This window comes from Vicinamibacteria bacterium, assembly GCA_035620555.1.
GTDB lineage: Bacteria > Acidobacteriota > Vicinamibacteria > Marinacidobacterales > SMYC01 > DASPGQ01.
The window spans coordinates 1-12672 of the sequence record DASPGQ010000187.1; the positions used below are offsets into that span (position 1 = coordinate 1).

A 12672-nucleotide genomic window follows, 5' to 3' on the forward strand; every position below is an offset into this window, starting at 1 on the left:
TACGCATGAACGCCTAGACGCCTAAACGCAACTTCGACAGAACGTTAACAGAACAAGAAATCGGCGTCAAAGCGGGAACCTCGGCGGGGTCAGCGGTGTCCAACGAGTGCGGGGCTGAATCTCTTGCCTGTGCTACCATACGCGCAAGGTACACGATGATACGACGGTTCGACGGGCACGCGATTAGAGATCAGACATCGGGGCTGCCGGTCGACGAGTTCCTCGGTCTGGAACGGCTGGAGCGCCAGTCGACGCCGTTTCCGGGGGACGAAGCGGCGTTGATCGATCGGTGTTTAGCGGGAGACCACGATGCTTTCGACGAGATCGTGCATCGTTACCAGGATATGGTGTTCGGCCTAGCCTACCGGCTCCTCGGGGGATACGACGAGGCCGTCGATGTTTCGCAGGAAGTCTTTCTGCAGGTATACCGCAAGCTCGCCAGCTTCCGGCGCAAAGCTTCGCTCCGGACCTGGATCTATCGCATCGTCATCAACCGCGCCAAGAACCGGCGGCGTTGGTGGAAGCGGCGCGAAAGAGAGATGACGGCAATGCCCATCGACGAGGCCGAAGCGAGCCCGCACTGGGAGCTCGCGGCGCCGGTCCAGGCCGCGGACACACCGTACCAGGCACTCGAGCGAAAGGAAGCGGGTCAGATCCTGCGTCGTGCGATCGATCGCTTGCCTTTCGACCAGAAGACGATCTTGTTGTTGAAGGAGATCGAAGGTCTGTCCTACGAGGAGATCTCGATGACGCTCGACTTGCCTCTCGGGACGGTCAAGTCGCGGCTGGCGCGAGCACGTGGCTCGCTTCGGCAGAAGCTCGATCCGAATCTCTTCGGCTTTACAGGGGAACAGTGACATGTTAACGCATCCGCGGAGCTCGGTGCTCTCGGCACTCTACGATGGTGAGATAGCTCCTGCCGCGGCCGCGGCGCTCGAGCTGCATCTCGAGAACTGTGAGCCATGCTCGGGAGAATATCGCCGCCTCGGAGAGCTCGCGAACGCCGTGCGTCATCTACCGAGAATGAGCGCTCCTCAGAATCTGGCGGTCAGAGTCCGCGAGCAGTTCGATGCCGAGGAACGTGGGATGGTTCCCGTCCTTCGTGGACACGTATTGCGGACGGGAAACAGCTCGGGCTTCTTCCCCGCTCTCAGCCTGGGCACGTTGGCGACCCTGTTGTTGCTGGGTCTGGTCGTCGTCCTCGATCAAATGTACGGCGTGCATGCCGCGCGCACGATCTCCTCGGCTCTCATTCCCACGACACTCCCCGAGCCGGTTCTTCTTCATGAGCCGATGAGCTCGCCGCGGTTCCGGGACGCCTCGGTGAACACCCTTCCTTTCGCCGACGTGGAGCGCGGCAAGGAAGGAACGATGCTGACGCTCGCCTCCATCGATCAGAACGGGACGGTGCGCGCGCTCGAGGTCATCTACCGGAGCGGCGACGAGCAGATGCTGGCGAGGACACTCGAGGCTCTGAGAGTGGCGGGTTTCGAGCCCGCGCGGCTCGGAGGGCACACCGTGGCGGTGAATTTCCTACATCTGTTCACCACGACCGAGGTTCGATCGCATCCCGGCCGCCGTTCGACGATCGAGATCGGTCGCAATCCATTTCGCGCTCGCCTCGAATGGGGCAATCTGACCCCTCGGGCGATCTGACCCGAAGCGATAAGATAAGGGGATAAGAAACGCGTGAGTCTTATCTCCCCATCTCCGCTATCCCGATATCCCCCTTGTTACACCGGGATCTGCGGATTTCAGCGGAGCTCGACGCGCGCGGTGGCGGTGTTGCCGAGCGTATCGCTAACCTTGACGACCAGCGTATAGACGCCATCGCGGAAGCCATCGAGAGTGAAGTCGAAGCTCTCTCGAGGCGAGTCGGAAACGCCGTCCGTGGGAAACACGACGCTCCATCTGCCAGAGTTGACGGCATACTCCGCCGCCTGTATCGGGCTGGTGTCGTCTAGGGCGACGAAGGCGATGCGATGCCCGGAACCCTCCGGTTGCGACGTGAGCCCCTCCACTCTCGGGGGGGTGTTGTCGACCTCGAAGCTCTTGCTGGTCTTCTCGCCCGACTTGGCCATGTCGGCTGGGTTCGAAGCGGCGTCGCGGGCGACGATTCGAAGCGTATAGCGGCCGTCGGGCATCGCGACCGTGTCCCAGGCGATGACGGCGTTCGTGAGCCCCGTCCTCAAGGGCCGCCAGAAGCTTTCCCCATCGGCCCGGTAGAGCACGTCGTAGCGGAGCTCGTCCTCGTTGGGGTCCGAAGCCTTCCAGGTGACCGTCTGGATGCCCTTGCGAAACAAAGGACGCGCGTAAGCCATGGCATTCATCGCCGCCGCCATCGCCGGGTTCTGTGCGCCGGCTCCATTCGCGTACGAGGACTCGTCGGCGAGACCGTCCTCCATCCCCAGGATCTCGATCTGCCCCGATGTCGCGATCGGCTTCTGGAAGATCTGCCCCGGTTGGTGGACGGTGATCTCCGTGACTTGGGGCGCGAGATTCTGCTGGAGATAGATCGCGGTCAAGGAATGCAGCTCCGGAGTGACCTCTCCCGTCGAATTGAGAACCGCCCTCCACTGGATGAAGCGCGCTCTCGGGCTCGTGATCTGCTCGCCCTCCGCGGTCTGGTAGGCGGGTGACCACTCGCTCCAGGTGTTGTCGGGCTCGTTCGAATTTCCCGACCGGGTTTGGACCTGGACGCCGGTACCGGCGGGGGCGCGCGATTCCCAGCGTATTTTCCCCCACGATGATACGGTCCCCGTGTCCCTTGTAGGTGAGAGGTAGGTGCCCTCGGTACGCCGGCCACGATTGAGCCGGTAGAGCTTGGCGGGGTTGCTCGTCGCGAGGAAGCTTTGGCCTTCGGAGCCCGCGCGAATGGCTGTCACCTGGTCGGCTTCCACGCTCGTTAGAAGAGAGCTCGTTTGATCCTGAGCCACCAGGAATACTCGCCCCGCGTTGCCGGTCCCGATCATCAGGCGATCGTCGCGCGCGAGCGAAAGGGAAAGGGGAGTGTTCTCGCTCGACCGCCAGAGGAGATCCGCGGCGCCTTCGGAATCGATTCGATAGAGTCCGCCGGCTTGAGACGATGCCGACGGCGCCGATCCCGGAGGGACCACGCTGGTGTCCGCGATCGCGGTTACGGTGACGGCGACTCCACCGGCGGCTGCGGCCAGAGGGTCCGGCGTCGCAAAGTCCGCCGGGGTCGGTGCTTCCGGCGGGGCCGCCCGCGTGCCGCCGTTGACCGTCGCCGCGTAGACGTTGCCGCGAGTATCGCTGACCAGGGCACGCACTTCTTGAAACGGCGTATCGAACAGGACCGAGGTCGTTCCGTTGGGATCTACCGAAAGGACCAGACCGTTCGGGTCCGTGCCGGCGAAGAGGTGGTCGTTGGCGTCGACGATCAGAGAAACGATGTGCGTCTCCTCGCTCGAAAAGAGCACTTCGCTCTCTCCCGAGCTCGTCACCCGATGCACGCGCGCGGCGTCCCCGGTGGCGACGAGGAGCCGGCCGACGGAATCGAGGGCGAGCGCCCAGATGTAACGCTCGTCCGGATCGAAGAAGACGTCATGGCTGCCGTCCGGCTCGATCCGGTACACCGATCCGCGGGGCGAGGTTCCCGCATAGATGTTGCCCTGCCGGTCTGCGGCCAGAGCGTGGACCTGGAGCTCATCCAGATCGGCGACGAGTCGTTCGTTCCCCTGTGGATCGATTTCATATACCTTCCCGTCGTTTCCGCTTCCTACGAAAACGGCGCCGCTGGGGGCGACTACCAGGCTCCAGAAATGCGGCTCGGTGGCTTCGTAGAGGACCTGAGCGACGGGAGCGAGGGTGATGCGGCCGTCCGAGTCGATCGATACCCCATCGGTATCCCCGCCGAGAAAATCCGTCTGGCTCTCCAATCTCCAGAAGGTGGGAACGGCGGCGGCGACGGAAAGGGCAACGCCTAAGGTCGCCACGCCAGCCAGCAAATAGCGCAACCGATTTATCGACAAAGGACCAAACTTCCTTTCGAAGATCTCGAGGTGGGACTCAGTGTTTCTTCACTTCGAGTTGGAGCATCCGGAAGCCCGAGACGTCGTAATCCGTCGTCACTTCCTGCTCCAGGAACGTGGAGTTGCCCAGGGGAGTGAAGCCGCTTCCGGACTCGTCGGTCTCGAGAACTTTCATGACGCTGGGCGGGAGAGCCGTCAGGTACTCGCCCGCCACGATGGCGGCGCTCGAGTTCATGCGGCTGACGCGCACGTAGAGTCGATTGTTCTTGCGAAGTGAGTTGATCGCACGGACGAGCTGGTCCATGTTTTTCGGAACGAAACCCCGGCCCGCCTCGTTACGCTCCACCGCCGATACGGAATCGGCGTCGGCCACCATGACCCGCAGCTTTCCCGACCTCACGTAAGGCGGGATCGTCAGCTCAACGGTCTCGAGCGTCTCGTCGCCGCGATAGGAGCGGAGCAGCAGGTTCAATGTGACCGTGCCTCCCGGGTCGACCTCGTCCGAGGAGAACCAGGCGCGAAGCAGTTGCGCCGACAACGGCACCTCGGTGGCTTCGAGATCGACTCGAATCTCCCGTAGCGTGACGTCCTCGAAGTCGTTGCTCAGCAGGAACTGCAGGGGGGCCGCCACCATGGCCGAGGCGGAGACCGCCGCTTGCTGATCGGTAAAGATGTCCTCGATGTTGATGTTGCGGTTGCTCGTGGTCTCGATCCAGGCCGAGAGCTTCACCGTCTGGCTCCCGAACTGGCGTTCGGTCGACTGCAAGATGGCGACGAGCGTGGCATAGGCGAGCACGGGCGAGAAGAGCTCATCGTCCACGATCTCGACCGAATAGTCCTGTTCCTGCCCCAGGCTCGTGGCCACATTGACCCGCAAAGGGATCATGCGGGGTTTGGGACCGAGCACTCCCTTGATCGCCGTCGCCCGATCCTGGACCCACGTCCCGATGGTGTCACCGCTCGAGGCCATCTTGAACGAGCTCATGAGCGACGGGAGGACGAGGTGCACGTCGGACTGCATCATGGGGTACTCGATGGGCCCGAGGTTGAACAGCGGGTGGCCGAACGCGTAAACGTCGTCGCTCTCCGGATCGACGTGCGTCACCGTGCCCGTCGCCGATATGGAGAGATCCCCGGTGACGAGTCCGACTCCGACGGCATCGCCCGGCTCGAGCGGTCTTCGCTCCGCGTCCTGTGCCGTCGTACCGGTGCTGAGCGTCGCCGCACCCCCCATCAACGGCTCGACGCCGAGCTGTCTCAGAAGCGGCGCCACGAGCTCGAACGACTCCTTGGAGAAGCCGACGAGAGAAGCGGGCGTCGCGATCGGGGCGAGCTCGCGTCCCAGATGAGGGCGGAGCAGGTCGACCCCGGTGAGGGAGACCCCCTGGAGCGGAACGGATGCCGGACGCGGCGGCGCGACGCGCGATAGCCCCGCCGCAGTCAAGGGAAACTCGAGCGGCTCGCTCCGTGCGGCCCGGCGCGTCGAGGGCCGTGCCGTCTTGTCGAACATCTCCTGGATGGGAGTAATGCCGGCGATCGGGTCCTTTGCGAAGGGAAAGGCATAGGCAATGGCCCCGATCAGCTTCCCGTCGACGTAAACAGGGCTCCCGCTCATCCCGGCGATGACACCGGTGTGCTCGAGCGGGCCACCCGAAAGCTCGGCCAGGATCATGTTCTGGTTCGGGCCGAAGTTTCGAAGCACTCCCAGAATGGTGACTTTGAAGGACTCGATGGCATCGCCACGGAAGACCGTACGACCCTCCCCGATCATCCCCGGAACGATCTCGTTCACCGGGATGGACTCGACGGGCGTCGCGAGCGCGAGCGAGGCCAGTGATAGGATCGATGCGAACGCCAGCGCGAACACGTTCTTCATAGGTGGCGGATCTTCCTGCAGCCTAACAGGTTATGATAGTTCAACGGGCTAGCATGGTCAACGAAAGTTGACGTGGGGTGTGCCGCGATGCTAGCCTTCGTGCACTATGGGGAAATCGAGATCGTGGATCCGCGGCCGTTCGGTCTCGTCCCACCCCGTTCATCCCGTCCATCCACGGGGCTAGCCGGCGAGCAAACGCCGAATAGCCCGAAATCCTGACATGGAGCCATCGAAGTCCCGGCTCGTCGCATCGATCACCGCGGAAACGACGAGCGAGCTGCTGAAGCGGGCAGTCGAGTTCGCCCCACGCGTCGACGCGGTCGAGCTTCGCGTCGACGGCGTCCGGGACCCCGACCTCGCTCGCCTCCACGCGGGGCGCCCCGGAACCACGATCTTGACGTGCCGCTCAAAGGCCCAGGGTGGCGCCTTCCGCGGGAGCGAGGAGGATCGATTGAAGCTCCTCGAGCAGGCGGTCGCACTCGGCTTCGACTATGTCGACCTCGAGATCGAATCGGCGCCACGTTCCTTCCCGAAGTCGCCCTCGAAGATCATCCGATCGCACCACGATTTCGACGGCCTGCCCGCCGATGCGAGCGCGATCGTGGACCGCGCTCTCGGACTCGGAGCCGACGTTGTCAAGCTCGCCGCGCGGGTCGGCTCGCTCGACGACACGATGCGTCTCGCGAAGCTCGGTGAGCGCGTCCGAGCGGCAGGACGAGAGTTCGCGCCCGTCCCGCTCGGTCCTTCCGGAACGAGCGGCCGGATTCTCGCGAGCCGTCTCGGTGCCTTCTTCGCCTACGCTCCCGTCAGCGCCACGCAGCCGACGGGACCGGGCCAAGTTCCGCTCGACGAGCTCGAGGGCCTGTACCGCTTCCGGCAGATCGGCGAGGCAACCAAGATCTACGGCATCGTGGGTACGAGAGTTCTCGAGAGCCGTTCACCGGCGATGCACAACCGCTTCTTCGCGAAGATCGGTCGGGACGCGGTTTACGTTCCCTTTCAGGAGTCGAGGATCACGCCGTTCCTCGAGGCGGCGCGCGCGCTGCCCGTCTCCGGTCTCTCCATCACCATCCCCTTCAAGGAAGAGATCATCCCTTTCCTCGATGACTTGGACCCCGTCGTTTCGCGAATCGGCGCGGTGAATACCGTGGTCGTTCGGGACGGAAGATGGATTGGATTCAACACGGATTATCTGGGGGTGAGCGAGCCTCTCGAGCGCTTCGGACCGTGGGAGAACCGCCGTGCAATCATCGTCGGCGCCGGGGGTGCGGCCCGGGCGGCCGCCTTCGCCCTCCGAGAGAAGAAAGCCTCGCTGCTCGTTCTCTCGAGACGCGAGGCGCGTGCGGCGGCGCTCGCCGAGCGTTTCGGCGCCGAGTCGGGATCTCTCGAGCGTCTCGGGGCATCGCGCTGCGACCTGCTCGTGAACGCGACGCCGGCGGACATCGAGTACGAGCCCGCTCCCGGATCCGTGGTCTTCGACATGGTGACCCTCCCCGAGGAGACCGATCTGGTGCGAAGATCGCGGCAGAAGTCGGCCCGCACCATAACCGGTCTCGAGATGCTCGCGGCCCAGGCGAGGCACCAGGCGCTTCTTTGGACCGGCGAGTCCCCGTCGTACGAGCAGATGCTGTCCTGGGCCCGCGGAAAACGTCTCGATCGCTACTCCCGTCAGGTGCTCTTCAAGGAGATTGGGGCAGGAGGTCAGGGACGCATCGGAGAAGCCTCGGTTCTCGTCGTCGGCGCGGGCGCCCTGGGCTCGGTGGCTTCCGAGATGCTCGTCCGAGCCGGCGTGGGTCGCATGCGCCTCGTCGATCGCGACTACGTGGACGAGACCAATCTCCAGCGCCAGAGTCTCTACGACGAGACCGACGTCCGCGAAGGCCTGCCCAAGGCGGTCGCCGCGGCGAGAAAGCTCACGCGCATCAACGGTGACGTCACGATCGATTTCCGTGTGGAAGACGTTCATCCGGGAAACATCGTGTCTTTGCTGGACGGGGTGGATCTGGTGATGGACGGCACCGACAACTTCGAGACCCGCTATCTGATGAACGATGCCTGCATTCGCGAGGGGGTGCCCTGGATCTACGCCGCCTGCGTGGGAAGCTATGGCATGAGTTATGTCATTTGGCCAGGACGAGGGCCGTGCCTGCGTTGCTTTCTCGAGCACGTGCCGGCGCCGGGCACCTCGCCGACTTGCGATACGTCTGGAGTCATCGCTCCCGCGGTCCACGCGGTGGCTTCGTTCCAGGTGAGCGAGGCGCTCAAGATTCTCTCGGGTCGAGAGGATGCGCTCACCGGCGCACTCTACTCGATCGATGTGTGGTCGGGCCGCGTCGACTCCTTCAAACCGGCGGAGCGGCGCCCGGACTGTCCTGCCTGCGGCGCGAAGAGCTTTCCTTTTCTCGACGGGGTCATGACGAGCGAGACCGTGACTCTGTGCGGTCGCAACGCCGTGCAAGTGCGCCCCGCCGCCAAGCGGGAAGTTCCCCTCGAGGCCGTCGCCCGACAATTGGAGAAGCTCGGCGAGGTGACCGCCAACCGTTATCTGCTGCGTGCCAAGCTCGACGGGCTCGAGCTGGTTCTCTTCGAGGACGGCCGCGCCATCGTGCACGGGACGGAAGATCCGGCTGAGGCGAAGAGCCTTTACGCGCGTTACGTGGGTGCCTGATGACGAGGTCGTCACTCATCGAGATCCCGACGGGCGTGCAGTGTTTCTTCGGCGACGAGGCGCGTCTTCGTCGCGAGGTGGAGCGCACCGTCGTAGAAGTTTTCTGCGGGTGGTCCTACGAAGAGGTCGTCCTTCCGCTCTTCGATTTCGATGAAGTGTTCACTCGTGGCGGCGGTCCCATCTCGCGAGCGGGCACATACCGCTTCATCGGAAGAAACGGGGAGATCCTGGCCCTTCGGCCCGATTTCACCGCGCTGGTCGCCAAAGTCGTGGCGTCCCGACTCTGGGGTCTCGAGCTGCCCTTGAGATTGTTCTATACCGGAGAAGTCCTGCGCTATCAACCTCCGCGTGCCGGCAAGCAGGAAGAGCTCTTCCAGATTGGGCTCGAGCATTTCGGCGACGGCGTCGATGCCGACGTCGAGGTGCTCCTCGTCGCTTTCGAGGCGCTCGATCGGCTCGGCGTCCACGACGCGGTGGTGACGCTCGGCCACGTGGGTGTCGTTCTCCCCCTGCTCTCCGGTGCCGAGAACCGGGCTGCCGCGCTCGATGCGGTTCGTCGCCATGACAAGGAGGCCCTGGCGCGCGCCGTGGGAGATGAAAGGTCTCGCCCGGTATTGGAGCTGATGGGGCTCAGCGGAAAGCGTGACGTGCTCGACGAGGCACTGAGTCTGGCGGATAGCCCTGCCCTACGTCGTCTCGAAGCGATTGCTTCCCGCATCGAGGAGCTCGGCTTCGGAGAGCGGGTGCGCTTCGACTTCGCCGAAGTCCGGGGCTTCGACTATTACACGGGATACGTCTTCGAGGTCCATGCGCCCGGTGCCGGACTCGAGCTCGGCGGAGGCGGGCGCTACGACTCCCTCGTCGGCCGCTTCGGCCGCGATCTTCCCGCCGTCGGCTTTTATCTGTCGCTCGATCGGCTGGCCGAGCTTCTCGAAAAACGCGGCTACGCGCCTCGGCCGGTGGATGAGGCCGAGGGGCTCCCGTTGCGCGAAGCCTTGGCGGCGCGGCGGGTGGGGCGCCGGGTCAGGGTGACGGAAGTATGACGCTTACTCTGGCGATTCCCACGGGACGGATATTCGAAGAGACGAAGTCGCTGCTGTCACGATGCGGGATGTCGGTTTCCGACGAAGCCTTGACCAACCGCAAGCTCCGGATCGCGGCCAAAGGATGCACCCTCGTGCTCGCGAAGGATCGCGACGTGGCGACCTACGTGGAGCACGGCGTCGCCGACGCGGGGATCGTCGGGAAGGACGTGCTCGTGGAACAGGCGCCGGAGATCTACGAACCGCTGGACCTGGGTGTCGGCCGCTGCCGAATGGTCGTCGCCCGCCCCAGACAATCGGGCGGAAAGCCCTACCGGGAGCGATCGGTCGTGCGGGTGGCTACGAAATACCCTCGGGTGGCAACCACTTACTTCCATCAGGACGGGATCCCCGTGGAGGTCATTCCTCTTTCGGGCTCGGTCGAGCTGGCGCCGCTCCTCGGCTTGTCCGACGTCATCGTCGACGTCGTCCAGACCGGGCGCACGCTCGAGGCCAACGGCCTCGAGATCGAGGAGGTCCTGTTCGTGAGTACCGCACGCCTGATCGTGAACCGCGCGAGCTTTCGCCTCGAGAACGACGCCGTTCGGGGCCTCGTTCGCCGTCTCGAAGAGGGAGTGCGAGCGTGATCGCGCTCTTCCACGGGGCCGACGCCTACTTCCGATCGCGACCCGTCGTTTCGCCCGGGGGCGAGAGCTCGGTTCGCGAACGGGTAGCCGCCCTCGTCGAGCGCGTGCGGATCGGAGGTGACCGCGCGCTCCTCGAGCTGATTTCGGAGCTCGATGGCGCTCTACTGGCGGCAGACGAGATTCGCATGAGCCGCGAGGAGATCGTTCGCGCCGCGGACCGCGCTTCGGACGAGCTTCGCCGCGTCATCGCGAACGCCGCCGCGAACATCCGGCGGTATCACGAGAAACAGCTCCACGCCGGATTCGAGCTGCGCTTCGAGGATGGGTCGACGCTCGCTCAGCAGGTCACGCCGCTTCGCAGCGTGGGCGTCTACGTTCCCGGCGGTGCGGCGAGCTATCCTTCCTCGGTTCTCATGAACGTCGTGCCCGCCCGACTCGCGGGCGTGGATCGTATCGCGGTCGCCACGCCTCCCGGAGCCATCGAGCGCTCATGCGAGCTCGCGGCTACTTTCGTGCTTCTGGAGGTCGACGAGGTGTACCGCATGGGAGGGGCCCAGGCGGTCGCGGCCCTGGCCTACGGAACCGAGACCGTGCCTGCCGTCGACAAGATCGTGGGTCCGGGAAATGCCTACGTCGCCGAGGCGAAGCGCCTCGTCTTCGGGCAGGTGGGGATCGACACGATGGCTGGACCGAGCGAGATCGTGGTCCTGGCGGACGAGAGCGCAAGGGCGCGATACGTTGCTGCGGACCTTCTCTCCCAGGCCGAGCATGGGTCGGGAGACGAGAGAGCCGTCCTGGTCACGACATCGGTCGTCCTCGCCGAAGAGGTGGCGGCGGAGATCGAAAGACAGCTCGAGAGCCTTCCGAAGAATCGTGCGATTGGCGAAGTGCTCCGCCGCAACGGCGCTGCCGTCGCCGTCGCGAGCCTCGAGGAGGCGCTTTCCCTGGTCGAGCGGATCGCGCCCGAGCACCTCGAGATCATGATGAGAGACGCGACCGAAGTCGCGTCCCGGGTACGAAACGCGGGGGCGATCTTTGTTGGAGAGCACTCGCCCGTTCCCGTCGGAGATTTCTACGCCGGACCGAACCACGTGCTTCCCACAGGCTCGGCCGCCCGTTTCGCCTCCCCGCTGGGCGTCTACGATTTCGTCAAACGCACGAGCGTGGTGCACTACAGCCGCAAGCGGCTCGACGATCACCGACGCGACATCGAGGCCTTCGCCCGGGCCGAGGGTTTCGAAGCTCACGCCCGATCCATCGCCATACGATTCGAATGACGGATAGGAAAGACCTGCTCTCGCTCGTTCGCCCCGTGGTGCGCGAGCTCGTGGCCTACCATCTCGACCGGCACGACGTCCCGGTCAAGCTCGATCAGAACGAGAACGCCTATGGCCTTCCCGAACCGGTGCGAGCCGAGCTCGAGCAAAAGCTCCGCCACCTTCCCCTCCACCGTTACCCGACACCCGGTCAGCCGGAGCTCAGGGAGGCCCTTTCCGAGGCCACGGGCTGGCCAAAAGAGGGCATCCTCGTGGGAAACGGCTCCGACGAGCTCCTGCACACGCTCGCACATACCTTGCTCGAGCCGGGGCGAACCGCCGTTGCCCCGACGCCGAGCTTCTTCGTCTACGCCTACACCGCGAGGCTCGCGGGGGCGAGGGTGCTCGAGGTTCCCATGACGGCGGAGCTTAGGTACGACGTGCCCGCACTGTTGTCGGCCATCGAGACCCATTCCCCGCACGTCACCTACATCTGCTCTCCCAACAATCCGACGGGCATCGCGATCGGTCGCGACGCGCTCGAAGAGATTCTCCGGACCACCCCCGGGGTCGTGGCCCTGGACGAGGCATACTGGGAGTTCGCCGACTGGACCGCGCGTGAGCTTCTCGACGATCACCCCAATCTGATCCTGATGCGGACTTTCTCGAAGGCGCTCGCGCTCGCGGGAGCGCGAGTGGGCTACCTTCTCGCCGCTCCCGAGCTGACGCGTGAGGTGATCAAAGTGCAGCAGCCCTATCCCCTCAATCGATTCTCGATCGAGGCCGCGAGCGTCGTGCTGCGACATCGGGATGTGGCCCGGGAACAGGCGCGGCGAATCGTTGCCGAGCGCGACCGCCTGCTCGGAGAGCTGCGCCGTGTCGATGGAGTCGAGGTTTTTGCTTCACGCACCAATTTCTTCCTGTTTCGCACCCGACTCGGCGCGAAGCGCACTTTCGACGCGCTTCTCGCCAAGGGGGTGCTGGTACGGGATCTCAGCGCCCACCCGTTGCTACCCGAGATGCTCCGCGTGGCCGTCGGAACGCGAGAGGAGAACGAGCGTTTTGCCGACGCCCTCGTCGAGATGCTGAAGAGTAATGGAACGAGCCGAAGAGGCGAGTGAGCATTAAGAAAAGGAGAGCAGGGTGACGAGAAAGTACAGTCCACCCTGCTGCGAGCGGAGCGAGCCGGCCGGGAGGAAGCGGTCACGCCG

General features: G+C 64.6%; 9 protein-coding genes. 7 read left to right on the forward strand and 2 right to left on the reverse strand.

The annotated features are described in order from the left end of the window. The first annotated feature begins 155 nt into the window (after positions 1-155). Both VEK15_07340 and VEK15_07345 read left to right on the forward strand, forming a co-directional pair. Entirely contained in the window at positions 156-857 is a 702-nt protein-coding gene (locus tag VEK15_07340; protein ID HXV60489.1) for a sigma-70 family RNA polymerase sigma factor, read from the forward strand. Position 858: 1 nt separating this feature from the next. Next, positions 859-1656, forward strand: a complete 798-nt coding sequence (locus tag VEK15_07345) for an energy transducer TonB (GenBank protein ID HXV60490.1) — start codon at positions 859-861, stop codon at positions 1654-1656. A gap of 98 nt (positions 1657-1754) precedes the next feature. Here VEK15_07345 and VEK15_07350 read toward each other — a convergent pair whose 3' ends face one another. Both VEK15_07350 and VEK15_07355 read right to left on the reverse strand, forming a co-directional pair. Then, positions 1755-3956, reverse strand: a complete 2202-nt coding sequence (locus VEK15_07350; protein HXV60491.1) for a hypothetical protein — start codon at positions 3954-3956, stop codon at positions 1755-1757. A 73-nt stretch (positions 3957-4029) separates the two neighbouring features. Further along, a complete protein-coding gene (locus VEK15_07355; GenBank protein HXV60492.1) occupies positions 4030-5868 on the reverse strand; it encodes a SpoIVB peptidase S55 domain-containing protein in 1839 nt (612 codons plus the stop codon). Positions 5869-6088: 220 nt separating this feature from the next. Between VEK15_07355 and VEK15_07360 the strand changes: the two genes are divergently transcribed. The 5 genes from VEK15_07360 to hisC are packed head-to-tail and all read left to right on the forward strand — an operon-like array spanning position 6089 to position 12582. Further along, complete coding sequence (locus VEK15_07360; GenBank protein HXV60493.1) at positions 6089-8536, forward strand: type I 3-dehydroquinate dehydratase; 2448 nt, start codon at positions 6089-6091, stop codon at positions 8534-8536. Beyond that, a complete protein-coding gene (locus VEK15_07365) occupies positions 8536-9579 on the forward strand; it encodes an ATP phosphoribosyltransferase regulatory subunit (protein ID HXV60494.1) in 1044 nt (347 codons plus the stop codon). The genes VEK15_07360 and VEK15_07365 overlap by 1 nt, the downstream gene beginning before the upstream one ends. Then, complete coding sequence (hisG, locus tag VEK15_07370; GenBank protein ID HXV60495.1) at positions 9576-10205, forward strand: ATP phosphoribosyltransferase; 630 nt, start codon at positions 9576-9578, stop codon at positions 10203-10205. The genes VEK15_07365 and hisG overlap by 4 nt, the downstream gene beginning before the upstream one ends. Continuing rightward, entirely contained in the window at positions 10202-11482 is a 1281-nt protein-coding gene (gene hisD, locus VEK15_07375) for a histidinol dehydrogenase (protein ID HXV60496.1), read from the forward strand. The genes hisG and hisD overlap by 4 nt, the downstream gene beginning before the upstream one ends. Then, complete coding sequence (gene hisC / locus VEK15_07380) at positions 11479-12582, forward strand: histidinol-phosphate transaminase (GenBank protein HXV60497.1); 1104 nt, start codon at positions 11479-11481, stop codon at positions 12580-12582. Before hisD ends, hisC begins: the two co-directional genes overlap by 4 nt. Positions 12583-12672 lie beyond the last annotated feature (90 nt).